This is a genomic window from Serratia sp. CY29653, from assembly GCF_052169255.1.
GTDB classification, from domain to species: Bacteria; Pseudomonadota; Gammaproteobacteria; order Enterobacterales; family Enterobacteriaceae; genus Serratia; species Serratia sarumanii.
Genome location: NZ_JBJNLC010000005.1, coordinates 171,256 through 198,073 on the forward strand (window position 1 = coordinate 171,256; position 26,818 = coordinate 198,073).

25 protein-coding genes are annotated in these 26,818 nt (G+C 63.2%); 9 read left to right on the forward strand and 16 right to left on the reverse strand.

Features of this window, described 5'->3' with window-relative positions; all coding sequences use genetic code 11:
• Positions 1-79 precede the first annotated feature (79 nt).
• Positions 80-1,423, reverse strand: coding sequence for an esterase-like activity of phytase family protein (locus ACJ8HN_RS20550; protein WP_442523879.1), 1,344 nt, complete (start codon positions 1,421-1,423; stop codon positions 80-82).
• A gap of 75 nt (positions 1,424-1,498) precedes the next feature.
• Entirely contained in the window at positions 1,499-2,698 is a 1,200-nt protein-coding gene (locus ACJ8HN_RS20555; protein WP_075205652.1) for a cyanate transporter, read from the reverse strand.
• 126 nt (positions 2,699-2,824) lie between these two features.
• On the opposite strand from ACJ8HN_RS20555, the gene ACJ8HN_RS20560 reads away from it, so the two are divergent.
• Positions 2,825-3,679, forward strand: a complete 855-nt coding sequence (locus ACJ8HN_RS20560) for a LysR family transcriptional regulator (protein WP_041037265.1) — start codon at positions 2,825-2,827, stop codon at positions 3,677-3,679.
• A 6-nt stretch (positions 3,680-3,685) separates the two neighbouring features.
• Here ACJ8HN_RS20560 and ACJ8HN_RS20565 read toward each other — a convergent pair whose 3' ends face one another.
• Complete coding sequence (locus ACJ8HN_RS20565; protein WP_442523881.1) at positions 3,686-4,126, reverse strand: DNA-binding protein; 441 nt, start codon at positions 4,124-4,126, stop codon at positions 3,686-3,688.
• On the reverse strand, positions 4,077-4,697 hold the full coding sequence (locus tag ACJ8HN_RS20570; RefSeq protein WP_041037269.1) for a nucleotidyltransferase domain-containing protein: 621 nt from the start codon (positions 4,695-4,697) through the stop codon (positions 4,077-4,079). The genes ACJ8HN_RS20565 and ACJ8HN_RS20570 overlap by 50 nt, the downstream gene beginning before the upstream one ends.
• A 207-nt stretch (positions 4,698-4,904) precedes the next feature.
• Between ACJ8HN_RS20570 and ACJ8HN_RS20575 the strand changes: the two genes are divergently transcribed.
• The 3 genes from ACJ8HN_RS20575 to ACJ8HN_RS20585 all read left to right on the forward strand — a co-directional run bounded on the left by ACJ8HN_RS20575 (position 4,905) and on the right by ACJ8HN_RS20585 (position 7,871).
• Positions 4,905-6,293 carry an amidohydrolase family protein gene (locus ACJ8HN_RS20575; protein ID WP_041037271.1) on the forward strand — a complete coding sequence of 463 codons (1,389 nt, stop codon included), beginning with the start codon at positions 4,905-4,907 and terminating at the stop codon, positions 6,291-6,293.
• Positions 6,294-6,393: 100 nt separating this feature from the next.
• Positions 6,394-6,945, forward strand: coding sequence for an isochorismatase family protein (locus ACJ8HN_RS20580; protein WP_033636578.1), 552 nt, complete (start codon positions 6,394-6,396; stop codon positions 6,943-6,945).
• Between the two features lie 2 nt (positions 6,946-6,947).
• Positions 6,948-7,871 (forward strand): GlxA family transcriptional regulator, encoded by a 924-nt coding sequence (locus tag ACJ8HN_RS20585; protein WP_049202579.1) that lies wholly within the window; start codon positions 6,948-6,950, stop codon positions 7,869-7,871.
• Here the strand turns inward: ACJ8HN_RS20585 and ACJ8HN_RS20590 are convergent.
• Positions 7,866-8,858: an acyltransferase gene (locus ACJ8HN_RS20590; RefSeq protein ID WP_060439315.1), complete on the reverse strand. Its 993-nt coding sequence runs from the start codon at positions 8,856-8,858 to the stop codon at positions 7,866-7,868. The two genes, ACJ8HN_RS20585 and ACJ8HN_RS20590, sit on opposite strands and share 6 nt — an antisense overlap.
• Before the next feature lie 217 nt (positions 8,859-9,075).
• On the opposite strand from ACJ8HN_RS20590, the gene ACJ8HN_RS20595 reads away from it, so the two are divergent.
• Positions 9,076-10,323, forward strand: a complete 1,248-nt coding sequence (locus tag ACJ8HN_RS20595) for an MFS transporter (protein ID WP_033638635.1) — start codon at positions 9,076-9,078, stop codon at positions 10,321-10,323.
• Between the two features lie 53 nt (positions 10,324-10,376).
• Here ACJ8HN_RS20595 and ACJ8HN_RS20600 read toward each other — a convergent pair whose 3' ends face one another.
• Positions 10,377-11,003 (reverse strand): LysE family translocator, encoded by a 627-nt coding sequence (locus ACJ8HN_RS20600; protein ID WP_342134479.1) that lies wholly within the window; start codon positions 11,001-11,003, stop codon positions 10,377-10,379.
• Between the two features lie 121 nt (positions 11,004-11,124).
• Here ACJ8HN_RS20600 and ACJ8HN_RS20605 point away from each other — a divergent pair, with 121 nt between their 5' ends.
• Positions 11,125-12,036, forward strand: coding sequence for a LysR family transcriptional regulator (locus ACJ8HN_RS20605; protein WP_442523884.1), 912 nt, complete (start codon positions 11,125-11,127; stop codon positions 12,034-12,036).
• An 11-nt stretch (positions 12,037-12,047) separates the two neighbouring features.
• Here the strand turns inward: ACJ8HN_RS20605 and ACJ8HN_RS20610 are convergent, their stop codons facing one another.
• The 10 genes from ACJ8HN_RS20610 to fdnG all read right to left on the reverse strand — a co-directional run bounded on the left by ACJ8HN_RS20610 (position 12,048) and on the right by fdnG (position 22,900).
• On the reverse strand, positions 12,048-12,323 hold the full coding sequence (locus ACJ8HN_RS20610; RefSeq protein WP_060428468.1) for a type II toxin-antitoxin system RelE/ParE family toxin: 276 nt from the start codon (positions 12,321-12,323) through the stop codon (positions 12,048-12,050).
• Complete coding sequence (locus tag ACJ8HN_RS20615) at positions 12,323-12,583, reverse strand: CopG family ribbon-helix-helix protein (RefSeq protein WP_033649526.1); 261 nt, start codon at positions 12,581-12,583, stop codon at positions 12,323-12,325. Before ACJ8HN_RS20615 ends, ACJ8HN_RS20610 begins: the two co-directional genes overlap by 1 nt.
• An 82-nt stretch (positions 12,584-12,665) precedes the next feature.
• Positions 12,666-14,507, reverse strand: coding sequence for a selenocysteine-specific translation elongation factor (gene selB / locus ACJ8HN_RS20620; RefSeq protein ID WP_308331301.1), 1,842 nt, complete (start codon positions 14,505-14,507; stop codon positions 12,666-12,668).
• A complete protein-coding gene (selA, locus tag ACJ8HN_RS20625) occupies positions 14,504-15,898 on the reverse strand; it encodes an L-seryl-tRNA(Sec) selenium transferase (RefSeq protein ID WP_239442350.1) in 1,395 nt (464 codons plus the stop codon). Before selA ends, selB begins: the two co-directional genes overlap by 4 nt.
• Before the next feature lie 67 nt (positions 15,899-15,965).
• Positions 15,966-16,571, reverse strand: a complete 606-nt coding sequence (locus tag ACJ8HN_RS20630; RefSeq protein WP_442523885.1) for a glutathione S-transferase — start codon at positions 16,569-16,571, stop codon at positions 15,966-15,968.
• 40 nt (positions 16,572-16,611) lie between these two features.
• Positions 16,612-17,262 carry a DcrB-related protein gene (locus ACJ8HN_RS20635; RefSeq protein ID WP_033636562.1) on the reverse strand — a complete coding sequence of 217 codons (651 nt, stop codon included), beginning with the start codon at positions 17,260-17,262 and terminating at the stop codon, positions 16,612-16,614.
• 114 nt (positions 17,263-17,376) lie between these two features.
• The gene (gene fdhE, locus ACJ8HN_RS20640) at positions 17,377-18,306 is read right to left on the reverse strand and encodes a formate dehydrogenase accessory protein FdhE (protein WP_033649531.1); all 930 of its coding nucleotides are present in this window, start codon (positions 18,304-18,306) and stop codon (positions 17,377-17,379) included.
• On the reverse strand, positions 18,306-18,941 hold the full coding sequence (gene fdoI, locus ACJ8HN_RS20645; RefSeq protein WP_004934017.1) for a formate dehydrogenase cytochrome b556 subunit: 636 nt from the start codon (positions 18,939-18,941) through the stop codon (positions 18,306-18,308). Before fdoI ends, fdhE begins: the two co-directional genes overlap by 1 nt.
• The gene (fdxH, locus tag ACJ8HN_RS20650; RefSeq protein ID WP_004934014.1) at positions 18,938-19,840 is read right to left on the reverse strand and encodes a formate dehydrogenase subunit beta; all 903 of its coding nucleotides are present in this window, start codon (positions 19,838-19,840) and stop codon (positions 18,938-18,940) included. Before fdxH ends, fdoI begins: the two co-directional genes overlap by 4 nt.
• 12 nt (positions 19,841-19,852) lie before the next feature.
• A complete protein-coding gene (fdnG, locus tag ACJ8HN_RS20655; protein ID WP_094887892.1) occupies positions 19,853-22,900 on the reverse strand; it encodes a formate dehydrogenase-N subunit alpha in 3,048 nt (1,015 codons plus the stop codon).
• Between the two features lie 415 nt (positions 22,901-23,315).
• Here fdnG and sodA point away from each other — a divergent pair, with 415 nt between their 5' ends.
• The 3 genes from sodA (at position 23,316) to yiiM (ending at position 26,761) form a co-directional block, all read left to right on the forward strand.
• Positions 23,316-23,936, forward strand: coding sequence for a superoxide dismutase [Mn] (sodA, locus tag ACJ8HN_RS20660; RefSeq protein ID WP_004934003.1), 621 nt, complete (start codon positions 23,316-23,318; stop codon positions 23,934-23,936).
• 126 nt (positions 23,937-24,062) lie between these two features.
• Entirely contained in the window at positions 24,063-25,991 is a 1,929-nt protein-coding gene (locus tag ACJ8HN_RS20665) for a methyl-accepting chemotaxis protein (RefSeq protein ID WP_442523886.1), read from the forward strand.
• 98 nt (positions 25,992-26,089) lie between these two features.
• Positions 26,090-26,761: a 6-hydroxyaminopurine reductase gene (yiiM, locus tag ACJ8HN_RS20670; protein WP_033631409.1), complete on the forward strand. Its 672-nt coding sequence runs from the start codon at positions 26,090-26,092 to the stop codon at positions 26,759-26,761.
• Positions 26,762-26,818: the final 57 nt, after the last annotated feature.

A 26,818-nucleotide genomic window follows, 5' to 3' on the forward strand; every position in this document is an offset into this window, starting at 1 on the left:
GCGCTGATTATAGCGCAGTTTGTTCGCTGCGCTAAGCGGGAAATCGTGCGGCCGCCGGCGATTCGGCGGCCAAGGAGAACTACTTCAGGAAATCCTTCACGTCCAGCAGGATGAACTCGTTGTCATCCGCCATATTGGGCTGGCGGCTGGAGGAGAACGGGAAGTTGTTGTCGTTGCCGACGATGATGTGGTTGGCGTCCACCACGTCTACGTTCTCGATGGTGAAGAACGGGAAGGTCAGCACGCCGTCATTCAGCGGCTTGCGCGCCAGCTTGTTCGGATCCTGAATGTTCATCAGGTCGATATAGCCCAGTTTTTCGACCGGTTTGCCGACGTTGGCGTCCGAGAAGGCGATTTTATACACCCGCTTGAACTTGGCCATCTGGCTGAAGCAGTTGTCGGTCGGCGCGCCTGCGGCGCAGGCTTTATCCGGCGTGCCTTCGCCGTTGTCGCGCTCGATCACCAGCCCGTGGGTGGCGTCGATCATGTTGAAGTCGCCGATGGCATTCTGGTTGTCTTCCAGCATGTACTGCCAGCTGCGGCCGGTCCAGGCCTGCTGTTTCACGTCGAACTCCAGCACCCGCAGGTAGCGTTTGCCGCCGACGTTCTCGAACTGCTCGCCGTCCCACAGCGCCCCTTCCAGCAGCGGATACAGCTTGCTGCCGTCCGGCGAGGCGGCCATGCCTTCAAAGCCTTTGGAGCGTGCCACCTGGAAGTTCTGCTTGCCGTCCGGCGCGCCCGGCAGGGTCAGCGTCGGGTTGTCCGGCGATTTCACCACCTTGCCGTCCACCTGGGTGTCGAACACCGCCAGCACTTTACCGTTCAGGTCGGCCTTGATCAGGTAAGGCCCGAATTCTTCGCCGATCCACAAGGCATCGTCGGCAAACTGGAAGCTTTCCGGATCGAAATCGCTGCCGGTCAGATAACGCTGCTCGGTGCTCTCGTTGATGATGTGGAACGGCACCTTTTTATCCGGATCGTGCAGGAAAACCGTCTTCAGCGGCGCGACCGTGCCGTCTTTGAAATCGATCTTGTAGTGGTTGAGATACAGCATGGCGTCCGGCGAGTTGGCCTTGCTGCCGAAGCCGTTGTCGGTCAGCACCCAGTAGGTGCCGTCGGGCATGTGTTTGATGCCTGAGTGGCCCTGCAGCGGCTGGCCGTCGATCGGCAGGCCGAGGCCGGTCAGGCGATCGGCGGATTTGCCCGCCACGCTGCCCAGCTCGGTGACGCGTTTGCCGCTGGTGTACTTACCGCTCTGCTGCAGATCGCTCGGCGCGTCCTTCGGCGTGGAAACGGTGGATTTCACCGGCAGCAGCGCATGCCCCGCCAGCGTCGCCGGTACCGGCTGCGCCTCGGCCCACAGGTTGGCGCTCAGCGCCATGCAGCCGACCAGCAGCGCCAGCCGGGTTTTGGTGTTGTGCATGTCATTGTCCCTTTTCGTTGTTATCGCCCAGAAGTAAAAGCAACGTCACTATAGGGAGCGGCAATGACAGAAATATTATTCGGCGAACGCCCGCCGGTAGCTGTGCGGGTGGAAGCGCCAGGTGATGGCGATCAGCACCACCACCAGCAGCGCGTGGATCTGCCAGTCCAGCACGAAGCCACCGCTGTAGTCGCGCAGCAGGCCGGAGAGGTAGGGTGTCACGCCCGCCAGCAGGAAGCCGACGCCCTGCATAAAGGCCACCAGCCGCCCGGCCGCCGCCGGCTGGTGCAGGTGATCGAGCGCCAGCACCAGGCACAGCGGGAACGCGCCGCCCAGCCCCAGCCCAGAAACCAACACCCACAGCCACGGCAGCGTCTGCGGCAGGTAAATCAGGCCGATAAAGCCGATCAGTTGCATCATCAGCGCCAGCAGCAGCAGCGGCCGCCGGTCATGATTGCGCGCCAGCGCCGGCAACAGCAGCGCGCCCACCACCTGGCCGAAGGTCATCAGCGCCAGCAGCGAACCGCTGGCCTGCGGCTGCCAACCGAGCTGCATGTAATACGGTGGCAGCCAGGCGATCAGGCTGGTATAGCCGCCGTTGATCAGGCCGAAATAGGCGCCGAGCAGCCAGGCGCGCCGGTTGCGCAGCAGGCTTGGCCCACGGTTTTCTCCCGCCGCGCCCAGGCGCGACAGCCCGCGACTGACCGGCCTCCAGGCCAGCAGCGCCACCAGCGCCGGTAACGCCCACCAGGCCAGCGCGCTGTGCCAGTCGTGCCCTATGCTCATCAGCCACGGAGTGATCGCCGCGCCCAGCCCGCCGCCGCCCATCAGCGCCGCCGACCACAGCCCGGCCACCAGTGCCATACTTTTGAGGAAATGATGCTTGATGATGCCGGGCATCACCGCCTGGATCACCCCGATGCCGAGCCCGCCCAGCACCGCGCTCATCAGCAGCTGCACGCTGCCGGGGGCCAGCTCGCGCCAAAGTGCGCCCAACCCGATCGCCAACAGGCTCAACGCCACGGCGCTGCGTTCGCTGAACAGCCGGTTGATGGCGCCACCCGCCAACGCCATCAGGCCCATCATCAGCACCGGCAGCGTGGTCAGCAGCGCCGCGCCGCCAAAGCTCAGCCCGGTAGCCTGGCGCAGCGTCGGCAGCAACGGGCCAATCGAGGTCAACAGCGGCCGCATGTTCAGGCCGATCAACACCAGCGCCAGCAACAAGGGATTGAACCAGCGGCGCGAAGAGGATGAATTAACAGAATGATTTAACACGGTATATTCCTGGTACTGCGAAATGAAGAGTGCGGCGTCACAGCGCGATCGCCGCAGCGTTGCGTTACTGTAGGCAACGCCGCTAGTATTGGGAAATTAAATAATAAAATAGCCAACAGTGGGAAAATGAATCGCTACCCGATGTTCAATCCGCAGCTGCTGCTCAGCTTCGTCGCCGTATGCGACAGCAACAGCTTCACTCGCGCCGCAGAGCGAGTGTTTTTGTCGCAGTCCACCGTTAGCCAGCAGGTGCGCCGGCTGGAAGAGATGCTGGGCAAGCCGCTGTTTGAGCGCTCCTCGCATCAGGTGCTGCTGACCGAAGAAGGCGTCAAGCTGTTGAGCTACGCGCGCCGCATCATCGCGCTGAATGAAGAGGCCCACGACGCGCTAACCGGCATCTGGCGCGACGGCGTGCTGCGGATCGGCATGCCGGAGGATTTCGCCGTGCCCACCACCGAGCTGCTGGCCGACTTCAGCCGCGAGCACCCGCACCTGCGATTGGACGTCGCCAGCGGCCTGAGCGCCGATCTGCACAGCGCCTACGCGCGTGAAGAGCTGGATCTGATCCTGGTGAAGCAGCGCCGCAGGCAACCGCCGCGCGCCGCGCGGCCGGAACCGCTGCTGTGGCTGGACAGCCTGGCCTTCCCGGCCATTGAGCAATCGCCGGTGCCGCTGGCGGTGTTTCCGCTCAGCGGCCTGTACCGCGACGAGCTGTGCCAGGCGCTGGACAACCTCGGCAAACGCTGGCGCATCGGCTACAGCAGCGCCAGTCTGGCGGCGCTGACCGCCGCTTCCGCCGCCGGGCTAGGCGTCACCCTGTTGCCGGCCGGCTGCCGTCTGCCCACGCATCGGGTGCTGGGCGAAGCCGAAGGATTGCCGCCGATAGACAGCTTCGAACTGGCGCTCTACTACCGCGACGGCGCCCCCGCCGCCACGCTGGCGCTGGCCCAGCGGCTGGCGGTGTTTTGCGGGTTGAAGTGAGGCCGCTTACGCCACTATCTGCGGATATTCACATTGCAGCCAGTCGATAAGCCGCCCCCACAGCGCCTCTGTCTGCTCAAGGCAAGCCTGTACCGCCGCGTCCGTCACCAAGTCGCCGGAGTAATCCGCCACGTTGCGCTGCTTTCGCAATGCGTCCAGGCAGATCATTTCCTCGCGCGGCAGCCCTACGGTGAGCGGCAACAATTGGATCATGATCTGGTGATGGCCGGGCTTGCTGGTCAGCGTGCGGTATCCTTTGGCTTGTAAAGCGGCATTAGCCATTTGCATGACAGCCTTATATGCCGTGTCGAAACGGCTCTCATTGCTGAGCTGAGTGATACCCGCATCGCGTCGGTTGCGAGCGGCGGCGGCCAGCAATTTTTTAATCGCCCCCGCGTCAGGCGTTATCACCTCCAGTCCCAGCCCGACCAGATTGTCCAGCGTCATCCTTGTCTCCCGCAATCCAAAGTTGGGGTTTATCCATAATGTCCTGAATAAACGCGGAGTTCTCGGCCAAAGCCGCTCGCCACTCTTCCGGCGAGTACAGTTTGGGGTTAATTTCCCGACCCAGCGTTTCCTGCAGCGGATAAACCGCCTGAATCACATCCGCAAAAGACAGTTTACCGACGATCAGAACATCAATATCACTGGCCGCCGTCGCTTTGCCACTGGCGACGGAACCAAAGATGAAAGCCCGTTCGATGTCTTCCCCAAATCCAGTCAGTACCTGCCGTAAGCGCGCAGCCGGCCCGCAAGCCTTGCGGAAAATCGCCGCCAACTCGGGAAAAATCAGGCAATCGGCGTTAGCCTGATAGCAAATTTGGTTGCCCTGCCGCTGCCTGAGCAAGATGCCGCCTTCAGCCAGCCTGCTCAACTCTTTATGTAAAGTCCCGGCCTGAGTTGCGGTGCGCCGCGCAATTTCTCGCACATGAAACGCCTGCCCGGCTTCAATAAACAGCAGGCTTAGCACTTTTCTACGGTATTCGCTGAACAGTAATTCGAGCATCGGATCGTGCATCACGCTGGCCTCAATGTAGCTTTAATGACTACAAATGTAGCCATTAAAGCTGCGAAAGAGCAAGCCAGGAGAACCATCCCACCAGCACACGCCGATCATTACCAAATCGAATAGTCACCAGTGGCAAATGTCACTGCCAACCGGCCGGTTCCTCTCCTAAATTGGGGGATGTTTTCACCCCCTCACCTCTGGATTAAGGAACCGAACGTGGAAAACCCTCAACAACCGGGCCGCAGAGCCTTCCTCAGCCAAACCGGCAAACTTACCACCGCCTGCGCGGTGATCGGCCTGACGGGCGGCATGGCGCAGGCCGCGTCACCGGGCGACGGGCAGTGCGCACCGGCACCGATGACCCTGACCGATCGCCACTACTGCCTGAGCGAGGTGCGGCTGGAAGACGGCTTTGAATACGACGGCGAAACGGTGATCGGCACCCGCACTGCGCTGTACACGCTGGAGATCAAAGACGGCAAGATCGCCGCCATTCACGCCGCCAACGCCGCGTTGCCCGCCGGCGTGCCCCGCTATAAGGCGCAGGGCCAGCTGCTGCTGCCGGCGTTTCGCGACATGCACATCCACCTGGACAAAACCTTCTACAGCGGCCCGTGGCAGGCGCCGCGCCCGCGCCAGGGCAAGACCATCATGGACATGATCGCACTGGAGCAGACGCTGATCCCGAAACTGCTGCCCACCTCGCAGCAGCGGGCGGAAAATCTGATCGCCCTGCTGCAGTCCAAAGGCAGCACCGTGGCGCGCAGCCACTGCAATATCGATCCGGTCAGCGGCCTGAAAAGCCTGGAACACCTGCAGCGCGCGCTGGAAAACCACCGGGCGGACTTCAGCTGTGAAATCGTCGCCTTCCCGCAGCACGGGCTGTTGCACTCCAAAGTCGATGCGCTGATGCGCGAAGCGATGCAGATGGGCGTGCAGTACGTCGGCGGGCTGGATCCGACCAACGTCGACGGCGCGATGGAGCAATCGCTGGACGCCATGTTCCAGATCGCCCTCGATACCGGCAAAGGCGTGGATATCCACCTGCATGAGACCAGCCCGGCCGGGGTCGCCGCCATCAACTACATGATCGCCACCGTGGAGCAAAACCCGGCGCTGCGCGGCAAGGTCACCATCAGCCACGCTTTCGCCCTGACCACGCTGACGCCGGGCGAACTGGCGGAAACCGCCACCCGGCTGGCGGCGCAGCAGATCACCATCGCCTCCACGGTGCCGATCGGCGGCCTGATGATGCCGCTGCCGCAGCTCAGCGAGAAAGGGGTGTTCGTGATGACCGGCACCGACAGCGTGATCGACCACTGGTCGCCGTTCGGCACCGGCGACATCCTGGAGAAGGCCAACCTGTACGCCCAGCTGTACCGTGGCTCCGACGAGTATCACCTGTCGCGCGCCATGGCCATCTCCACCGGCGGCGTGCTGCCGCTGGACGATAAGGGCCAGCGCGCCTGGCCAAAAGCCGGCGATGCCGCCGAGTTCGTGCTGGTCAACGCCAGCTGTTCCGCCGAGGCGGTCGCCCGCCTGCCGGCGCGTAGCGCCACCTTCCATCAGGGGCGTCTGGTGGCCGGCCAGGTGAGCAAAGCCTAAGGTCGGTCCGCTGTTGTCATCATGATGGCCGTTTTTGGCCTTCTGCCAGAGTAAGGCGCGGCGCAAGATGGTCGCTACACACACAGGCGGAGGGCCGAAAATGTCACAGAGCGCGTTATTGATCATCGATGTCCAGCAATCATTCCAGCACCGTCCATTCTGGCAGGAGGACGATCTGCCGGCGTTTCAGCAGGCGCTGACCCGCCTGATCGCGGGCTGCCAACAACGCGGCGCAGCGCTGGTCGACGTGCTGCACGTTTCGCCGCAGGGGCCGTTCTCGCTGGCTTCGGGCCATGTGCAGCGCCTGCCGTTCCTCACCCACCAGGCGGATATCACCGTGCATAAGCACGTGCACAATGCGCTGACCGAATCCGGCCTCGACGCCTGGCTGCGCGAACGGGATATCAACCACCTGATCGTCTCCGGCATCCGCACCGAGCAGTGCTGCGAAACCACCACCCGGGTAGCGTCCGATCTCGGTTATCGGGTGACCTTCGTCACCGAGGCGACGCTGACCTTCCCGATGCGTCATCCCGACGGTGAAACCTTTACCCCCGCGCAGCTGAAGCGGCATACTGAAACCGTACTGGTCGATCGTTTCGCCCGCATCGCCAGCGTGGATGAGGCGCTGGCGCAACTCGCACAGGAGTAACCATGTCGCAGGCCGTCTATTTTCTGCTGTTGCCCAACGTGCTGTCGCTGGACGTCAGCGGCCCGGCGGAAACCCTGCGCCTCGCCGGGCAGTTCAGCCTGCGTTATCTCAGCCCGGCGCCGCAGATCGTCTGCTCCATCGGCATGACGCTGAGCGGCCTGCAGCCGTTGCCCGAACGCCTGGAAGACGGCGCCATTCTGGTGCTGCCGGGCGTCGGCGATTCGCAGCGCTATTTCGCCGGGGAAGAGGCCGAGCAGGCGCGCCGCTGGCTGGCGACGCTGCGGCCCGATCTGCAGCGGCAGCGCATCACCCTGGTGTGTATCTGTTCCGGCGCGCTGCTGGCGGCGCAGGCCGGGCTGCTCGACGGCTATCAGTGCACCACCCACCACGACGTCATCGAACGTATCCGCCGGCAGGCGCCGGCTGCGCAGGTGAAAGAGAACCGTATCTTCGTCGAAGATCGCGGCGTCTACACCAGCGCGGGCATCACCACCGGCATCGATTTGGCGCTGCACCTGGTCCACCGCCACTGCGGCTCCGGCCGGGCGCGCGACGTCGCACGCGACATGGTGGTCTATTTCCGCCGCGCCGGGGACGATCCGCAGCTGTCGCCCTGGCTGCGCTACCGCAACCACCTGCACCCGGCGGTACACCGCGCGCAGGACGTGATGGCCGCCGAGCCGGAGGCCGACTGGTCGGTTCCGCAGGTGGCGGAAAAAGCGCACGTCAGCAGCCGCCACCTGGCGCGGCTGTTTCGCAGCCACGTCGGCATCAGCGTGCGGGAATATCATGAGCAGCTGCGGTTGGCGGTGGCGCAACAGCGCCTGCAGCAAGGATATGGGTTGGAGAAGGCCGCGCTGGCGGCCGGCTTTTCTTCCGGGCGGCAGCTGCGCCGCGCCCAGCAGCGCCAGCGCTCGCCGCTATGACACCAGCCGGCGGGTATCCAGCCGCTGCAGGCCGACAGACAGCAGCAGGCTGAGCCCCAGCGCCACGCCGAACACCCAGAAGATATCCAGCAGCGGGTGGCCGGTGAAATCCAGGTGCCGGCTGCGCATCACGTTGACGATAAGGGCGTGAAAACCGTAGATCGCCAGCGAATGGCGGGAGAACGCGCTCAACCAGCCGATCGGCTGCGGCAAACAGTGTTTCACCCACACCAGCAGCGCCACCGCCGCCATAAACACCAGCGGGCCGCTGTAGATGTAGTAGGTATCGGCGAAGTTGCCGTTGATGAACAGCTGGTGCTTGGTGCCGCGCGCGATCAGCGCCACGCACAGCGCAAATCCCAGCGCCGCCAGCCAGCCCACGGCGCGCCCGCGCGCCTCCATCATGCCAATCGCCCGCCCAGCCAGTGCATACAGCAGGTAGTAGAAGGTATCGCCGTAGATATACAGGTTAACCGGCAGCAGGTGCGCATTGCCGAAGGTCAGCTTGTCGGTATTCGGGTTGGCGATCGCCGCCAACACCACCAGCGCGGCGGCCAGGTAACGGCGCGACACCGGCTTGACGCTGATCAGCGGCGACAGCAGGTAAATCACCGTAATAGCGTAGAAAAACCACAGGTGGTAGAACACCGGCTTTTGCAGGATGGCACGCAGCGACGGCCAGAAGCCGATCTTGGTAAAGGCCGCGATATAGATCAGCGCGATGGCGCTGTAGAACAGAATGCAGCAGGCGATACGGGTGAAATGCCGCCGGCCGGCGCTCTTTTCACCGAAGAACAGGTAGCCGGAAATCATGAAGAACAGCGGCACCGACACGCGCGACAGCGAGTTCAGCGCGTTGGCGATATCCCAGTTGTGCAGCCCTATCGCCGCGCCGTTGGTGACGTAATAGGTGGTGGCGTGGATCATCACCACCATCATGCACGCTATCGCCCGCAGATTGTCTATCCAGCCGATTTTCTCGCTCAAACGCTCGCCCGATCTTGTGTCATATTGATATGTTAAGAAGAGGTTATCGGGCACGGCGTTCGGCGACAACCCAAAAGCGAAATATCAGAATGCACTTAAACCACACCTTATGATTGCGAAGGTGAACAATTGGCGGCAAAATAGCCGCCACAACTCGCTCAGTTTGCGCTTCCCGCCCTGGCAGTTCCTTTTTCTCTTTTACTATCAGTACAATAATATGAAAACGACATTACCACCTGCGGCACGTTTGGGCCGACAGGCGCTTTTATTCCCTCTTTGTCTGGTGCTGTTCGAGTTCGCCACTTATATCGGCAACGATATGATTCAGCCGGGCATGCTGGCCGTCGTGGCGGATTTCAACGCCGGCGAAGAGTGGGTGCCCACCTCGATGACCGCCTATCTGGCCGGCGGCATCTTCCTGCAGTGGCTGCTCGGGCCGCTGTCGGATCGCCGCGGCCGCCGCCCGGTGATGCTGGCCGGAGTGGCGTTCTTTATCGTCTCCTGCCTGGCGATCCTGCTGGTCACCACCATCGAGCAGTTCATCGCCATGCGTTTCCTGCAGGGCATCGGCCTGTGCTTTATCGGCGCGGTCGGCTACGCCACCATCCAGGAGTCGTTTGAAGAATCGGTGTGCATCAAGATCACCGCGCTGATGGCCAACGTGGCGCTGATCGCCCCGCTGCTCGGGCCGCTGGCCGGCGCGGCGCTGATCCACGTCGCGCCGTGGCAGAGCATGTTCGTGCTGTTCGCCGCGCTGGCGGCCATCGCCTTCTACGGCCTGTGGAAAGCGATGCCGGAAACCGCCACGCTGCAGGGCGAGGCGTTTTCCGCCGCCAACCTGTGGCGCGACTACCGTCAGGTGCTGGGCAACCGCCGCTTCCTGTGCGGCGCTTTGGCGATCGGTTTCGCCAGCCTGCCGCTGCTGGCCTGGATCGCCCAGTCACCGGTGATCCTGATCAGCGGTGAGTCGCTGTCGACGCTGGATTACGGCCTGCTGCAAATCCCGGTGTTCGGCGCGCTGATCCTCGGCAACCTGACGCTGGCGCGCCTGACCGGCAAAAACAGCGTGGAGCGCCTGATCAAGCTGGGCGCGGGCCCAATGCTGCTGGGGCTGCTGATCGCCGCGCTGGCGACCCAGTTCTCCAGCCATGCCTACCTGTGGATGACCGCCGGCCTGAGCCTGTACGCCTTCGGCATTGGCCTGGCCAACGCCGGCCTGTACCGCCTGACGCTGTTCTCCAGCACTGTCAGCAAAGGCACCGTGTCGGCCACCATGGGCATGCTGAGCATGATGGTGTTCACCGTCGGCATCGAGCTGGCCAAGGTCGCCTACGTCTGGGGCGGCAGCGGGCTGTTCAACCTGTTCAACCTCATCAGCGGCCTGTGCTGGCTGACGCTGGTGGCGCTGTTTATCGGCAAACGCCGCAACGGCGACCCCACGCCGCAGCCGACCGGCGCGGCTTAAACGCCACGATAAACGCCGGTCCGGTTTCCCGACCGGCGTTTTTTTATGCGGCTTCAGCCGAGCAGACCCCACAGCGCATACCCCGCCCCCATCACCGCCACCCCCAACAGCAGCAACGCCGACAGGACAGAGATCGCCCGCCGCGCGCGCTGCAGCGCCGTTCCCGACAGCAGGGTGATATAGGCCAGCAAGATGGCGAAGTCCGCCAGCACCCACAGTGCAGTCAACAGCGTCAGGCTGGCGCCGATCGAGGGGGTGACGGCGATAAACTGCGGGAAAAAAGCGACGAAGAAGATAATGTCTTTGGGGTTGGCGATGCCCACCAGAAAACCGGTCAGGATCGCCGAGCGTTTTTGCGGCGGCGCCACGGGCTGCGCATCCGGGGTTCGCGCGGATAAATCCTCATACAGCGAGGCGATCGCCATACGGCCGATAAACAGGCAACCCAGCAGGCCTATCCACTGCAGCAAGCGCATATCCACCGCGAACAGCCCGGTGATAATCAGCGCGGCGATGCCGATCAGCAACAAGGAGGCCCCGTTGCTGCCCAGCGCAGTCAACAGCGCGCGCCGGGCACCAAAGCGCGCCGCGGTGTTGGCCACCATCGCCACCACCGGCCCCGGCGTGGCGATCAGCAAGAAAATGGCGGCGAAATACGCCGCCAGCAACGACAGGTTCATCTTTATTTCACTCACATTCAGTCAGTTGGCGTCGCGCCATTATCCTGCCGCCGCCCCCGCCTTGAAAAAGGAGTAATCCTGTCGTTTACTGTGAATCAGACTCATTATTAGAGACGCCGCGATGGCCAGTTCCCTTCCGCCGCTTTACGCCCTGCGCGCCTTCGAAAGCGCCGCCCGCACCGGCTCGTTCACGCTGGCCGCCGAGGAGCTGCATCTCACCCCGAGCGCCGTCAGCAAGCACATCAAAATGCTGGAGCAGCACTTCGGCTGTCGGCTGTTCCAGCGCAACGGCCCGCGCATCGAGGTCACGCCGCAGGGGAAAATCTTCGCCGCCGAGCTGCAGCAAGGGTTTGGCCGCATCGAGCAAGCGTGCGAGTTGTTCAGAAGCCACCGCGATCTGCTGCGGCTGAAGGCGCCCTCCACGCTGACCCTGCGCTGGCTGCTGGACTGCCTGAGCCGGTTCCGGCAAACGGCGCAGGCGTTCGAGGTGCAGGCAGCCAGCGTCTGGATGGACATCGACAGCGTGAATTTTTTCAGCGAACCCTACGACTGCGCCATCCTGCTCGGCAACGGCCACTTCGGCGCCAACACCGCCGCCGCCAAGCTGTTCGACGAATGGCTGATCCCGATTTGCGCCCCCGCGCTGCTCGCCGACGGGCAGCGCGACCTCGCCGCCTGCCCGCTGATCCACCCTTCGCCCGATCGGCGCGACTGGCGGCGCTGGCTGCAAAAAAGCGGCATCGCGGCCCCGATCGATCTCACGCGCGGCCAGGTATTTGATTCGCTGGAACAGGGCAACACGGCGGCCATCGCCGGGCACGGCGTCTCGATCGGCGATCTGGCGCTGAGCCTGCGGACGATTGAGGAGGGGTTATTGGCGCTGCCCTGTGACGCCGCCGTGCGTACCGGCGACGGTTACTATCTGGTTTGGCCGGAAGAATCGGCGAAGCGGCCGCTGATCGAACGCTTACAGGCGTTTCTGACCGCCCAGACGCCAGACGTCAGCCGGGCCGCCGTCAGATTTATCGGGTAGGGGAATTCGGCCTATCGCTCTTCGCGGGTATGCCAAATACGCAGAACATAAATCGTTGCCGGCTGCACCTGGTAACGTATCTCATAACGGCCGACCAGAATACGCCTCACTTCCTGCGGTAAAAACTCGTCCAGTCTTTCACCCAGGCGAGGATTATCAAGCAACGCTTTAGGCGCGGCGACCAAGGCCTTCACCGAATTCGCTGCCGCAGTACGGTTAGCCAAGGCAAGAAACTCAAACAAACGCGCCAAATCCGATAGCGCCTTACTCGTCCATTTTAACGCCATCAGCGCGGTACCGGCAGCGGATCGTCACTGTCCAGGCTGGCAGCCCAGGCTTCTACCGATTCATGATCGATAACGTTTTGCTGTTCGACATCGGCCAGCGCCGCCAGCGTTAATCGACGGCGCTCTTCCTCTTGCTCGAGCCAGGCGGTGAGGGCTTGCTTCACTATCCATCCCCGTGAGCGTTCAAGTTTGGCGGCCATTTCATCCACCTTTTCAGCCAAAGGCAGCGGCACATGAGCGGTGATGACTTTCGTATTCATCGTCTTGCTCCTCAGTACAATCAATATCAATCAAAGTGATTAAAGCTGATTATACCGCCATCAGAGAACAAAAAACACGCAATCAGTTGCCAAACAACCCGCCGTCGCGCAGCAGATGCTCGTTACCCTTGCGGCGGGTAAAGCCGCTGCGATCGAAGAACTCCAGCACCTGGATCGCCAGCTTGCGCCCGACGCCGAGCCGATCGCGGAAGTCGGCGGCGTTGGCGCCGCCCCGCTCCGCATCCAGCTCGCGGATCAGCGCCGCGAACTGATCGATGCGTCGGCTGAGGTAATAGCGATCCACCACCACCGCCGTCACATGGCCCAGCTGGGCCGCCTTGCGCAGCAGCGCCCGCACCCGGCTCTCCTCCTCGCCCAGTTCGCTCGCCAGATCGCGCACCCACCACGGCTCGTCGCCAAACAGCGGTTCGATGCGCGCCCACAGCGGCGCCTCTTCGGCGCTGAATGCCAGACCGTGTTCCGGCAGGTGCAGCCAGCCGCGCGTATTGCGCAGTGCGCCGGCCTTCAGCAGCCGATCGATCATCATAAACACCAGCGTTTCCGGCTGCTGGGGCAGGGCCATGCGCCGCAGACGGGCGCGCCCTAAGCCCAGTTGATCGGCGTGCTGTTGGTGGTACTCCGCCAGCACCTGCAACAGCCGGCTCTCCGCCTGTTGCACCTGATCCTGCGCCAGCGCCCGGTCACCGACGATCAGCAGATCGCGGTTCGCCAGCAGTGCCGCCAGGCCGTCGTCGGTCAACTGACGCGCCCAGGCGAACGCCGTCAGAGACAGCGCGCCGTGCGGCAGCTCAAGCGTCAGCGCCTGCGCATCGTCCTGCGCGTTCGCCAGGGCCTGCAGCCATGCCAGGTAGTCCGGCTGGCGCTTGCCGCGCTTGGGCGCGCTCAGTCTAAGCACCCGGGCCGCGCCCAGCGTTTGCCGTGCGCCGATATCGCGCAGCACCAGCCGATCGTTCTCCGCCAGCCACAGCGGGCGATCGAGGATCAGTTCCGCCAGCCCGTCGTTCAGCAGCGAAATGCGCCCGGTGATGTGGCTGGCGGCATGGTGCAGGTGCAGCGGCTGCCAATGGCGGATCGGCCGATCCGCTTCCAGCGCCACCAGAATGCGTTCCGCCGCCTCCGGCGGACGCTGCGCCAGCAGCCAGTCGCCGCGCGCGACACGGTCTTTATCGACATCGCCGCTGATGTTCAACGCGATGCGTTGCCCTGCCTGCGCCTGTTCCACGGCCTGATTTTGGGCGTGCAGGCCGCGCACCCGCACCGGCGCGTCGGCGCCGGTCAGCCACAGCGTATCTCCCACCTGCACCCGGCCGCCGAGCGCGGTGCCGGTCACCACCAGCCCCGCCCCTTTGACGCTGAACGCACGGTCTACCGCCAGGCGAAAACGGCGCGTCAGCGCGTGCTCGCCGGAGGGCAGCGCCAGCAAATGCGCGCGCAGCGCCTCAATACCCTCTCCCGCCGCCGCCGCGGTAACAAACAGCGGTGCATCGGGCCAGCCCTGGCGCGCCAGTTCGTCGCGCACCTGGCGGCGTACCTCGCCGACACGCGCCGCGTCCACCCGGTCTGCCTTGGTCAGCGCCACCGTCAGCGCCGGGCGCCCGCTCAGGCGCAGGATCGCCAGATGTTCGCGGGTTTGCGCCATCACGCCGTCGTCGCAGGCCACCACCAGCAACGCATGGTCGATGCCGCCGACGCCCGCCAGCATGTTGGCGAGGAATTTCTCGTGGCCGGGCACGTCGATAAAGCCCAGCACCCGGCCGTCCGGCTGCGGCCAGTAGGCGTAACCCAGATCGATGGTCATGCCGCGGCGCTTCTCTTCCGGCAGGCGATCCGCGTTGATCCCGGAGATCGCCTGCAGCAGGGTGGTTTTGCCATGATCGACATGGCCGGCGGTGGCGATGATCATGAGGCGCTCAGCGCATCGATCAGCGCCCCTTCCTGTTCCAGACAGCGCAGATCCAGCCACAGCCGGCCGTCACCGAGGCGGCCAATCACCGGCTGCGGCAGGCGGCGCCAGCGTTCGGCCAACGCTTCCAGCGTGGCGCCGCGGCCGTCGCGCGGCGTGAAGGTCAGCGCATAGCTGGGCAGGCGATCCACCGGCAGCGAACCGCTGCCAATTTGCGACCAGCACGGTTCGGCGCGCAGCTCGAAATCGGCGGTGAACCGCGGTGCCAGCGCCGCCAGCAGCCGTTCGGCCGCCTGTTGCATCTCCTGCTGCGGGCGGGTCAGCAGCCGCAGCGTCGGCAGCTGCTCAGCCAGTTTTTCCGGCTGCAGATAGAGCCGCAGCGTGGCCTCCAGGGCCGCCAGCGTCAGCTTGCCGACGCGCAGCGCGCGCTTGAGCGGGTGCTGCTGCAGGCGGGCGATCAGCGCCTTTTTGCCGACGATGATCCCGGCCTGCGGGCCGCCCAGCAGCTTATCGCCGGAGAACGTCACCAAGTCGACGCCGGCGGCCAGCAGCCGCTGCGGCATCGGTTCGGCGGGCAGGCCGTACTGCGCCATGTCGATCAACGAGCCGCTGCCCAGATCGGTGGCGGTCGGCACGCCCTGTTCGGCTCCGAGCTGCGCCAGTTCGGCCTCGTCGACCGCCGCGGTAAAGCCCTGAATGCTGTAGTTGCTGGTGTGCACTTTCATCAACAGGCCGGTCTGCTCGTTGATGGCCTGGCGGTAATCTTTCAGATGGGTGCGGTTGGTGGTGCCGACCTCCACCAGTTGGCAGCCGGCCTGGCGCATCACGTCGGGTATGCGGAATGCGCCGCCGATTTCCACCAGCTCGCCGCGCGACACCACCACCTCTTTGCCGGGGGCGATCGCCGCCAGCATCAGCAGCACCGCCGCCGCGTTGTTATTGACGATGCAGGCGTCCTCCGCGCCGGTCAGCCGGCACAGCAGATCCGCCACCGCCCGATCGCGATGGCCGCGCCCGGCGCCGTCCAGATCGTACTCCAGCGTCACCGCCTCCCCCATCACCGCGCTCACCGCATCCTTCACCGGCTGCGCCAGCAGGGCGCGCCCGAGATTGGTGTGCAGCACGGTGCCGCTGAGGTTGAACACCGGCAATAACGCCGGGCGTTGCTGCCGGGCCAGCTCGGCCCGCAGCGCCTGCGGCCAGTCGCCGCACCAGGCCGGCAAGCGTTGCTGTTGCTTGATCGCGTCGCGCGCCTGGGCCTGCAGCCGGCGCAACAGTTCACCGATCAGCGTCTGGCCATGCTGCGCCACCAGCGGTTCAATCGCGGGTTCACGCAGCAGACGGTCGATGGCGGGCAGTTGACTGTAAAGAAGGTGGGATTCAGTGCTCATGGTCGCTCGGTTTTCAATTTAGACGTATCGGCATAGCAAAACCCCGCCGCGGCGGGGAGAAAAAAACTCAAGGTGGCGCAGTGCGGGCGAAACTTTCGCGGGCGAACAGGCGTTCGGCCAGTTTGACCAGCGTCGGGCGCTCGACGCACCAGTTGGGCAGGATGCGGCGGAAATTGAGGTAGCCCAGCGCGCAGCCGGTGGCGATATCCGCCAGCGTCAGCCGCTCGGCATTGAGCCACGTTTTTTCCCGCGCCAGCGCCTCCAGCGCATCCAACCCGTGCGTCAGTTTGTCACGCTGGCGCAGCATCCAGTTTTCGTCCTGTTTTTCCGGCGCGCGCCGGCTTTCGCGAAACAGGGTCGCCGCCGCTTCGGTCACGCCGTCCGCCAGCGCCGCCACCTGGCGGACGCGCAGCGCGGCGGCGCGTTCGGCCGGCAAAAACGCCGGCTCCACCGTCAGCAGTTCGAGGTATTCGGCCACCACCGGCGAATCGTAAAACACCTCGCCGTCATCGGCGATCAGCACCGGCACCTTGCCGAGCGGGTTAAGCTCCTTCACCCGGCTGCCTGGCTCATACGGCGGATCGTTGACGAATTCGAACGCGATCCCTTTTTCCAGCAGCATCACGGAAATCTTGCGCACAAAGGGGCTGGTGTAACTGCCGATAAGCTTCATCCGGTCTCCTCCGCTTCGTCCTGGCCGCGGCGCGGCGCCCTTACTTCACCGCCAGGGTATCGATAATCCGCTGCACCAGCGCCTGATGCACTTCCGGCGTTTTGGCCGGCGACAGCATTTGCAGCGTCACCACCCGCTTGTTGAACACCGTCAACACCAGCGTGGAGACCACCTTTTGCCCGTTGACGGTCTGCTCGGTATCCACCCGGCGAAACTTCTGTTTGCCGACGCTGAAGTTCTCTTCTTTGGTGGTCTGGATATTCTGATAGCGCTCGGCCAGCACCGTGATGGCGCTCTGCGCCAGCTCTTTCAGCATTTTGTCGCTGGTGTTGAGCTTCATCCCGTCCGGCGGGATCACTTCGGAAGAGACCGCGCTCTGGCGCGACTTGCCGTCGAGAAAACGCTGAATGGTGGAGGTGCTGTCGTTGATGATGCCGCTGTTCAGCGTTTGATCGCTAAAGCCCGGCGGCAGCTCGAAGGTGATTTTGCCCTTCTGCAGCGACACGTTCAGCCCCGGCGGCGCGGGCGGGGTTTCTACCGGCGCAGGCGGCGGCGGTGGCGCGGGCTGCGTCACGGTCGGCTTGGTGTCCGGTGGCGGCACCGCCGGTTTGGTGTCGTCTTTGTTGTCGCAGGCCGCCAGTCCGACCGCCAGCACGGCGACCGCGGTCAGTTTTGCCAGGGTGTTTAACATCGTGGTTCCTTTCGCTTGGCGCGTTATGGCCTAAACGTAGCAACTCGTCCGGGCGAATGCCAGAAGCCCGTGCTGAAATTGCTGGTCCGGCCCCGCGCGAACGGGGCCGGGCGGTTACTCCGCCGGGAACAGGAACGGATTGATGCTGCTGCGGCCGAAGCCTTCTTCTTCCATGCGGGCGTCCAGCACCAGCGAAGCCAGATCGTCGGCCACCGCTTCGACCTGCGGGTCTTTTTCCTGATACAGGATCTTCAGGTAAGTACCGCAGTCGCCGCAGCTTTCCGCCTTCACCGCCGCCTGCTCGCTGTCCAGCGACCAGTAGTTGAGATCGCGGGTCTGCTCGCAGTTGCTGCACTTCACCCGCACCACGTGCCATTCGCTTTCGCACAGGTTGCAGTGCAGGTAGCGCAGGCCGTTGACGGTGCCGATGTGCACCATGCTGGAGACCGGGATGCTGCCGCACACCGGGCAGAATTGGCGCTGCTCGCCGTATTCGGCGCGCGCCTTGCCGGGGATCAGGCTGGCCATCTGCGCCCAATAGAGCGACAGCGCGGCCCAGAGGAACGGCGCCTTCTCGCTGCCCACCTTGCCGAACTCGCGGTTGAGCAAGGCGTCGGCCATCAGCTCCAGCTCGTGCGCCGAGGCTTTCTCCAGGTTGTCCAGCACCGCCAGGATATGCTCCGGCGCCTGCGGGCGCAGCTCGGCGATCAGCGACGCCAGCAGCTTGCGCCAGTGCTCGCTGCGCGGGAACACGCTCAGATCGAGCGGCGGTTTGCCGCTGGCGGCACCCTGCGCCAGCGCTTCGCTAAGATCGAGCTGCAGCGGATTATCGTGCAGCGCATGCTGCTGCGCCTGCGCCAGCTCGGCGGCGAAGTTCAGATAGTCGCCCAGCGGATTGTCGACCGCCAGCTGACGCAGGCGATCGGCGCGGCGGCTGTACAGGCTTTTCAGGTTGGCGAAAAGTAACGGCGGGATGTTCTCCGCCGTTGAGGACTTCTCACGCTGTGCCCCTAACTGCTCTTTAGGAACGATGCGGATACTCATCAGGGTTTATCTTCCTGTCGTTTCTCGCGGACCTCGCGGTACCAGCGCGGATGATGTTTCTTGGCCCAGGCCGCCGGCACCCAGCCTTCCACCATCGCGGTAATGGTGCCTTTTACCCACAATGCGGCGTAAATGTGCACCATAATCACGATAATCAGGCCGACCGCGGCCAGCGAATGCACCAGCAGCGCGATGCGGATCAGCGGGATGGAGAACGACGGCGCAAAATACGGCCGCCAGATCACCACGCCGCTGGCCAGCAGCAGCACCAGGCTGATAATCGCCGCCCAGAACACGCACTTCTGGCCGAAATTATAGCGCCCGGTGTCACCCACTTCCTCGTTCATGGCGATTTTGTGGATGTTCTTGGCCCAGACGATATCTTCCCGGTTGATCAGGTTATGCTTCCAGTAGCGCAGGAACATCAGCAGGAACGCGGCAAACATGATCACCCCGACAAACGGGTGCAGAATGCGCGCCAGCTGCGGCGTCCCGAAGATGTTCATCAGCCAGTTGAAGGAGGGGAAGAAGAACCCCAGCCCGCTGATGGCGGCGAACACAAAGCAGAACGCCACGATCCAGTGGTTGATGCGCTCCGGTGCGCTGTAACGCTGAATGGGCTTTTCCTTTCTCATTTGCGCGTCTCCTCGTCGTGCGACTCGTCGTGCTCGTCCTCATCTTCGACGCGGTTAGGCCCGACGCCGACATAGTGGAACACGCTGGCCGCGAAGGTGGCGGCAAAGCCGATGGCCGCCAGGGGTTTCCACACGCCCTTCCAGAAGGTCACCGCCGGGCTGATGCTCGGGTTGTCCGGCAAACCGTGGTACAGCTGCGGTTTGTCGGCGTGGTGCAGCACGTACATCACGTGCGTGCCGCCCACCCCCGCCGGATCGTACAGACCGGCGTTCTGGTAGCCGCGGGTGTTCAGCTCGCTAACGCGATCCGCCGCCACCTGCTTCATCGCTTCCTTGGTGCCGAAGTGAATGGCGCCGGTCGGGCAGGTTTTCACGCAGGCCGGTTCCTGGCCGACGTCCACGCGGTCGACACACAGGGTGCACTTGTACACCCGGTTGTCGTCCTTGTTCATGCGCGGCACGTCGAACGGGCAGCCGGCGATGCAGTAGCCGCAGCCGATGCAGTGCTCGGACTGGAAGTCGACGATGCCGTTGGCGTACTGAATGATCGCGCCTTCCGACGGGCAGGCCTTCAGGCAGCCCGGATCGGCGCAGTGCATGCAGCCATCCTTGCGGATCAGCCATTCCAGCTTGCCGTTTTCCTCTACCTCGGAGAAGCGCATCACCGTCCACGACTTGGCGGTCAGATCGGCGGGGTTATCGTACACCCCGACGTTGTGCCCCACTTCGTCGCGGATGTCGTTCCATTCGGAACAGGCCACCTGACAGGCCTTGCAGCCGATACAGGTGGTGACATCGATCAGTTTGGCCACTTCTTCCTGGTGGTCACGGGCGCGCGGCGCCGGCGTGAAACCATTGGTGGCGGATTTACGAATGATGTCTTGAGATTGCATGGCCATAATTCGTCTCCGTTACACCTTTTCCACGTTGACCAGGAACGCCTTGAACTCTGGCGTTTGCGTATTGGCGTCGCCGACGAACGGCGTCAGCGTGTTGGCGATAAAGCCTTTCTTCGCCACCCCTTCGTAACCCCAGTGGATCGGGATGCCGATGGTGTCGACTTCCTGGCCGTGCACCTGCAGCGTGCGAATACGCTTGGTCACCACCGCCTTGGCCTTGATGTAGCCGCGGTTGGAGCTGACCTTCACGGTATCGCCGTGCTTGATGCCTTTTTTCTCCGCCAGCTTCTCGCCGATCTCCACAAACTGCTCAGGCTGCGCGATGGCGTTCAGCAACGCGTGCTTGGTCCAGTAGTGGAAGTGCTCGGTCAGACGATAGGTGGTACCGACGTACGGGAACTTGTCGGATTTGCCCATCGCCGCCAGATCGTCCTTGAACACGCGCGCCGCCGGGTTGGACACCACGTTCGGGTGCAGCGGGTTGGTGCCGAGCGGCGTTTCGAACGGCTCGTAGTGTTCAGGGAACGGCCCTTCCGCCATCTTGTCGGTAGCGAACAGGCGGCCCATGCCTTCCGGCTGCATGATGAACGGCCCGACGTCGCTGCCCGGCGCGGCGGTGCTGTAGTCCGGGATATCGGCCCCGACCCACTTGGCGCCGTCCCACTCCAGCAGCTGGCGTTTCGGATCCCACGGTTTACCCTGCGGATCCGCCGAGGCGCGGTTATACAGGATGCGGCGGTTGAGCGGCCATGCCCAGGCCCAGCCCAGCGTATTGCCGAGGCCGGACGGATCGGCGTTGTCGCGCCGCGCCATCTGGTTGCCGGCCGGCGTCCAGCTGCCGGCGAAGATCCAGCAGCCGCTGGCGGTGGTGCCGTCGTCGCGCAGCTGCGCGAACGAGCTGAGCAGCTCGCCTTTTTTCACCAGCACCTTGCCATCGGCATCCAGCAGATCCGCCAGCGCCTTGCCGTTGTTTTCCTGCGCCACCTCTTCCGGCGCCGGGTTGTCCGGCGTCAGGTAGTCCCAGGTCATGTTCAGCACCTGTTCCGGCACCGCACCGCCGTCGCGCGCATACATCTCGCGCAGGCGGCTGAAAATGCCCGCCAGGATCTCGCCGTCGTTCAGCGCTTCGCCCGGGGCGTCCGCGCCTTTCCAGTGCCACTGCAGCCAGCGGCCGGAGTTGACGATCGAGCCGTTCTCTTCGGCGAAGCAGGTGGACGGCAGGCGGAACACTTCGGTCTGGATCTGCGCAGGATCCACCTCGTTGAACTCGCCGTGGTTCTGCCAGAAGTTGGAGGTCTCGGTGTTCAACGGATCGATGGTCACCAGGAACTTCAGCTTGGACAGCGAAGCCACCACCTTGTTTTTGTTCGGGAACGACGCCACCGGGTTAAAGCCCTGGCAGAAGTAGCCGTTGACCTTGCCCTGCGCCATCATCTCGAAGTACTGCAGCACGTCGTAGCCTTTGTCCCACTTCGGCAACCAGTCAAAGCCCCAGCTGTTGTCCTTCTGCGCCTTGTCGCCGTAGAAGGTCTTCATCATGCTGACGAAGAATTTCGGGTAGTTACCCCAGTAGTTAACCTGGCCCGGCAGCAGCGCCTTCGGCGTGTTGGCCTTCAGGTAGGTGTCGAGATCGGTCTGTTTCTCCGACGGCAGCGTCAGGTAGCCCGGCAGGCTCTGCGACAGCAGGCCGAGATCGGTCAGACCCTGAATGTTGGAGTGGCCGCGCAGCGCGTTGACGCCGCCGCCCGCCATGCCCATGTTGCCGAGCAGCAGCTGGATCATCGCCATGGTGCGGATGTTCTGCGCGCCGACCGAGTGCTGAGTCCAGCCCAGGGCGTACAGGAACGAAGCGGTTTTATCCGCGACGCAGGTTTCGGCGATGTATTCGCACACCTTGAGGAAATCGTCCTTCGGCGTGCCGCAGATGTTGGTCACCACGTCAGGCGTGTAGCGGCTCACGTGCTGTTTCAGCATGTTCCACACGCAGCGCGGATCCTGCAGCGTGACGTCGCGCTTGGCGAAGCCGTTCTCGTCGAACTGGTAGTTCCAGGTGGTTTTGTCGTACTTGCGGTTTTCCGCGTCGTAGCCGCTGAACAAGCCGTCTTCGAAGGCAAAATCTTCCCGCACCAGCAGGCTGGCGTTGGTGTAGGCCTCGACGTACTCGCGGTTGAACTTGTTGTTGGTCATCAGATACAGCAACACGCCCGACAGGAAAGCGATGTCGGTCCCTGAGCGGATCGGCGTGTAGAAGTCCGCCACCGATGCGGTTCGGGTAAAGCGCGGATCGATCACGATCAGCTTGGCATTGTTGTGTATTTTGGCTTCCATCGCCCAGCGGAACCCCACCGGATGCGCTTCCGCCGCATTACCGCCCATGACGATAATCAAATTCGCGTTCTTGATATCAACCCAGTGGTTGGTCATCGCACCGCGACCAAATGTTGGAGCAAGACTTGCTACCGTTGGTCCGTGTCAGACACGCGCCTGGTTGTCTACGGCAAGCATGCCGAGAGCGCGACTAAATTTTTGCGACAGAAAACCGGTTTCGTTGCTGGCGGCCGAGGCGCACAGCATGCCGGTGGTCAGCCAACGGTTGACGGTAACGCCCTGATCGTTGGTTTTGATGAAGTTGGCGTCGCGGTCTTCTTTCACCAGCTTGGCGATGCGGGTAAAGGCGTCGTCCCAGCTGATGCGTTGCCATTTGTCCGATCCTGGCGCCCGGTATTCCGGGTACTTGAGGCGGCTTTCGCTGTGGATGAAGTCAACCAGGCCGGCGCCTTTCGGGCAAAGCGCGCCGCGGTTTACCGGATGATCCGGATCCCCTTCGATATGGAAAATGCTTTCTTTGGCGTTTTTGGCGCCATCACCAAGGCTGTACATCAACAGCCCACAGCCGACGGAACAATACGTACAGGTATTACGGGTCTCGCGGGCGCGCAGCAGTTTGTACTGCCGGGTTTCCGCCAACGCCACTTCGGGGGCAAAGCCCAGCGCGGCCACCGTCGTTCCTGCCATACCGCCAGCGCAGATCTTAAAGAACTGCCTTCTGCTGACCTGCATGGGGGTCTCCTTTACTCTCGATTGTCACATTGTTCAAAGGCGCCTGCCCGCTAGCGCGGCAAACGCGAATGTCACTGTTGTTATGCTTGCTACGAACGCCGGCCATATTACCACAGCGTGCTTGTGGTTGTTACACACTCGTGCTCATTCAGTGAACGCTTTGGCACATTTCGATACATTTCGGCGTTGGCGCTCCCTACAGTATAGAGAGTAACCCGCGCGCCGGGGCGACGGCTTCACGCAGCCATCCGCCCCTTCTTCTATCAGTAGGTTAGCGCAGCGATTTGATCGTTAACCACACAGTTCACAGGGCATTGATAATCATTTTCAATATCATTTAATTAACTATAATGATCCGACTGCTTACGCGGTGCTCACGCTTTGCGCCGCCCATACACCACTGGAGATGATGATTATGAGTTATTCACTGCCATCCCTGCCGTACGCTTACGACGCACTGGAACCGCATTTCGACAAGCAGACGATGGAAATCCATCACACCAAACACCATCAGACCTACGTCAACAACGCAAACACCGTGCTGGAAGCCTACCCTGAGCTGGCCAAATACAGCGTTGAAGAGCTGATCCAGGATCTGGATAAAGTGCCTGCCGACAAACGCACCTTCATGCGCAACAACGCCGGCGGCCACGCCAACCACAGCTTCTTCTGGAAAAACCTGAAAACCGGCACCACGCTGGGCGGCGATCTGAAAGCAGCCATCGAGCGCGATTTCGGCAGCGTTGAGAAATTCCAGGAAGAGTTCGAGAAAGCCGCTGCCACCCGCTTCGGTTCCGGTTGGGCCTGGCTGGTGCTGAAAGACGGCAAACTGGCCGTGGTGTCTACCGCTAACCAGGACAGCCCGCTGATGGGCGAAGCGGTCGCCGGCGCTTCCGGTTTCCCAATCATCGGCCTGGACGTGTGGGAACACGCTTACTACCTGAAATATCAGAACAAACGTCCTGACTACATCAAGGCGTTCTGGAACGTGGTCAACTGGGATGAAGCCGCCGCACGCTTCGCCGCGAAGAAGTAATTCGCCCCCGTTGATGAAGATGCCCGCCACCGGCGGGTATTTTTTTGCCTGAAATCCGCTAAAGTTTGACCACGTCTTGCCGATGGTTTGTTCAATTGACGTTCGCCCGGAGAAGGAAAAAACGCTATGGCGGCATTGCAAGCATTGGCAGGAAAGTTCACTCATCTCACCGTAGGTAAAAAGCTCGGTCTCGGCTTCGCACTGTTGCTGCTGTTGGCGGTCATCATCGCCGGCACCGGGGCGCAATATCTGCATATCATCGAATCACGCGCCGATCGCATCGACTTCAGCAACCGGCTGAACGAAGAGATCAACCAGGCCAAATACAACCGCGCCATGTACGGCCAGACCTACCGGCCGGAGTATATTCAGAACAACCGCGCCAATATTGAAAACGCCGTCAAACTGATAGACCACGGGCAGGCGCTGGACTGGGACGCCCAAAGCCGCAAGGATCTGCAGCGTCTGGTGACGCTGATCGGGGAATATCAGCAGCAGCAAAAAGAGTTTGAACAGGCGGTCACGGCGAAAGACGCGGTGCGCCAGAGCTGGAACATGTCGGAAGTGCAGGCCAGCCTGAGCCAGGTGGAGCGCCAGCTGACCAACGGCGATCTGCAGTTGGCCTTCATCCAGCTGAACCAGAAGCTGACCCAGGTGCGCTACGGCGCGCGCGGCCTGCTGCTGAGCCTGAACAAGGAAACCGAAGCCCCGCTGATGGCGGCCATCGACGATGCGCGCGACGCGGCCAATGCCTTGAGCCGCCGGGTCAGCGACGCGCAGCGCCCGCAGCTGCAACCGCTGCTGGCCGCGCTGGACGATTACAAAAACCGCATCGCGGCCTACCTGCCGGCCTATGAGCACGAACAGCAAATCAGCCGGCGGCTCGGCGAACGCGCGCAGGCGATCGGCATGCTGGTGAACGCCTTTATGCAGGACGAGCTGGCGCAGACCCACAATGATATCAATCTCGCGCAGCTGCAGATGGGCATCACCACGCTGATCGCCATCATCGCCGGGGTGCTTATCGCCTGGCGCATCACCCTGCAGATCACCCGTCCGCTGCACAGCACGCTGGCCATGGCGGAACGCATCGCCGGCGGCGACCTGCGCCAGGCGCAGACCAGCACCCGCCGCGACGAGCTGGGGCAACTGCTGAACGCGGTGGCGGCGATGAGCCAAAACCTGCGCACCATGATTGAGAAGATCCAGATGGGGGTCAGCCAGGTCTCCACCGCCTCGGCGGAAATCGCCGCCGGCAACACCGACCTCTCCTCACGCACCGAACAGCAGGCGGCGGCGGTCGAGGAAACCGCCGCCAGCATGGAACAGCTGACCGCCACGGTGAAACAGAACGCCGACAACGCCCATCACGCCAATCAGCTGGCCACCGACGCCTCGCAGACCGCGCAGCAGGGCGGCAAGCTGGTGGAAAACGTAGTCAGCACCATGCGCGATATTTCCAGCAGTTCGCAGCGCATCGCCGAAATTACCACCCTGATCAACGGTATTGCCTTCCAAACCAATATCCTGGCGCTCAACGCCGCGGTGGAAGCGGCGCGCGCCGGCGAACAGGGCCGCGGCTTCTCGGTGGTCGCCAGCGAAGTGCGCAGCCTGGCGAGCCGCAGCGCCCAGGCGGCCAAGGAGATCGAAGGGCTGATCGCCGAATCGGTCAGCCGGGTGAAAACCGGCACCGAGCTGGTGGAAAGCACCGGCAACACCATGGAACAGATCGTCCGCTCGGTCACCCACGTGCGCGACATCATGGCTGAAATCGCCGCCGCTTCCGATGAGCAGACACGCGGCATCGCCCAGATTGGCCAGGCGATCGTCGAGATGGACCACACCACCCAGCAGAACGCCGCGCTGGTGGAAGAGTCCGCCGCCGCCGCCGATTCGCTGGAAGAGCAGGCCGACATGCTGTTGCAGAGCGTTTCGGTGTTCCGTTTGGCGGAGCAGACCGAACCCGCCGCCGTGAAAGCCGCCGCGCCGAAAACGCCGGCCGTCAAACCCGCGGCCGCCAACGCCGCAGCGGAAGAGAACTGGACCACCTTCTGACGCCCCGCCGCCCGCCTGATTATTTCGGGCGGGTTGTTATGTCCCCCCGGCACAACTCAGGCTATGCTGAGCCCTCGACGCGAGACACGGAGGCGCACATGCATCACCCAGACGTTTACATCGGCAGCATCCAACCCTATGAGGGCGGGCGCCCCAGCGCCATCGCCAAACGCCAGGTGGATGGCGCCATCCGGCTCACGCCGCTCGGCCTGGAAGGCGACGAACAGGCCGAAAAAAGCTATCACGGCGGGCCAGACCGCGCGCTGTGCCACTACCCGCGCGAGCATTACCTCCACTGGCGCGAGCAGTTTCCGGCGCAGGCCGAGCAATTTTGCGCCCCGGCCTTCGGCGAGAATCTCTCCACCGAAGGGCTGACCGAACACAATGTGTTTATGGGCGACATCTTCCGCTGGGGCGAGGCGCTGATCCAGGTCACCCAGCCGCGCTCGCCGTGCTTCAAGCTCAATTATCACTTCGCGATCGAGGACATTTCGGTGCTGATGCAGCAAAGCGGCCGCTGCGGCTGGCTGTATCGGGTGGTGTCGCCGGGCGCGGTCAGCGGCGACCGTCCGCTGGAGCTGGCGGCGCGCAGCAGCGACGTGACGGTCGCCGAAGCTATCGCCATCGCCTGGCATATGCCGTTCGACGCGGAACAGTACCGCCGCCTGCTGGCGGTGGCCGGCCTCTCCGCCAGCTGGAGCAAGACCATGCTCACGCGGCTCGCCGAAGGGCGCCTCGAGGACTTCAATCGCCGCCTGCTCGGCCGTTGAACGCGTGGGCGGAAAAATGAAAAACGTGCGCCGGATGCCGCGTTAACCCTTTTCTTC

What these genes read in the sequence shown, in the direction of transcription:
- ACJ8HN_RS20550 (WP_442523879.1), bottom strand. Translation starts at nt 1,423, where the DNA reads ATGCACAACACCAAAACCCGGCTGGCGCTGCTGGTCGGCTGCATGGCG.
- ACJ8HN_RS20560 (WP_041037265.1), top strand. Translation starts at nt 2,825, where the DNA reads ATGAATCGCTACCCGATGTTCAATCCGCAGCTGCTGCTCAGCTTCGTC.
- ACJ8HN_RS20565 (WP_442523881.1), bottom strand. Translation starts at nt 4,126, where the DNA reads ATGACGCTGGACAATCTGGTCGGGCTGGGACTGGAGGTGATAACGCCT.
- ACJ8HN_RS20570 (WP_041037269.1), bottom strand. Translation starts at nt 4,697, where the DNA reads ATGCACGATCCGATGCTCGAATTACTGTTCAGCGAATACCGTAGAAAA.
- ACJ8HN_RS20580 (WP_033636578.1), top strand. Translation starts at nt 6,394, where the DNA reads ATGTCACAGAGCGCGTTATTGATCATCGATGTCCAGCAATCATTCCAG.
- ACJ8HN_RS20585 (WP_049202579.1), top strand. Translation starts at nt 6,948, where the DNA reads ATGTCGCAGGCCGTCTATTTTCTGCTGTTGCCCAACGTGCTGTCGCTG.
- ACJ8HN_RS20595 (WP_033638635.1), top strand. Translation starts at nt 9,076, where the DNA reads ATGAAAACGACATTACCACCTGCGGCACGTTTGGGCCGACAGGCGCTT.
- ACJ8HN_RS20600 (WP_342134479.1), bottom strand. Translation starts at nt 11,003, where the DNA reads ATGAACCTGTCGTTGCTGGCGGCGTATTTCGCCGCCATTTTCTTGCTG.
- ACJ8HN_RS20605 (WP_442523884.1), top strand. Translation starts at nt 11,125, where the DNA reads ATGGCCAGTTCCCTTCCGCCGCTTTACGCCCTGCGCGCCTTCGAAAGC.
- ACJ8HN_RS20610 (WP_060428468.1), bottom strand. Translation starts at nt 12,323, where the DNA reads ATGGCGTTAAAATGGACGAGTAAGGCGCTATCGGATTTGGCGCGTTTG.
- ACJ8HN_RS20615 (WP_033649526.1), bottom strand. Translation starts at nt 12,583, where the DNA reads ATGAATACGAAAGTCATCACCGCTCATGTGCCGCTGCCTTTGGCTGAA.
- selB (WP_308331301.1), bottom strand. Translation starts at nt 14,507, where the DNA reads ATGATCATCGCCACCGCCGGCCATGTCGATCATGGCAAAACCACCCTG.
- selA (WP_239442350.1), bottom strand. Translation starts at nt 15,898, where the DNA reads ATGAGCACTGAATCCCACCTTCTTTACAGTCAACTGCCCGCCATCGAC.
- ACJ8HN_RS20630 (WP_442523885.1), bottom strand. Translation starts at nt 16,571, where the DNA reads ATGAAGCTTATCGGCAGTTACACCAGCCCCTTTGTGCGCAAGATTTCC.
- ACJ8HN_RS20635 (WP_033636562.1), bottom strand. Translation starts at nt 17,262, where the DNA reads ATGTTAAACACCCTGGCAAAACTGACCGCGGTCGCCGTGCTGGCGGTC.
- fdhE (WP_033649531.1), bottom strand. Translation starts at nt 18,306, where the DNA reads ATGAGTATCCGCATCGTTCCTAAAGAGCAGTTAGGGGCACAGCGTGAG.
- fdoI (WP_004934017.1), bottom strand. Translation starts at nt 18,941, where the DNA reads ATGAGAAAGGAAAAGCCCATTCAGCGTTACAGCGCACCGGAGCGCATC.
- fdxH (WP_004934014.1), bottom strand. Translation starts at nt 19,840, where the DNA reads ATGGCCATGCAATCTCAAGACATCATTCGTAAATCCGCCACCAATGGT.
- sodA (WP_004934003.1), top strand. Translation starts at nt 23,316, where the DNA reads ATGAGTTATTCACTGCCATCCCTGCCGTACGCTTACGACGCACTGGAA.
- ACJ8HN_RS20665 (WP_442523886.1), top strand. Translation starts at nt 24,063, where the DNA reads ATGGCGGCATTGCAAGCATTGGCAGGAAAGTTCACTCATCTCACCGTA.
- yiiM (WP_033631409.1), top strand. Translation starts at nt 26,090, where the DNA reads ATGCATCACCCAGACGTTTACATCGGCAGCATCCAACCCTATGAGGGC.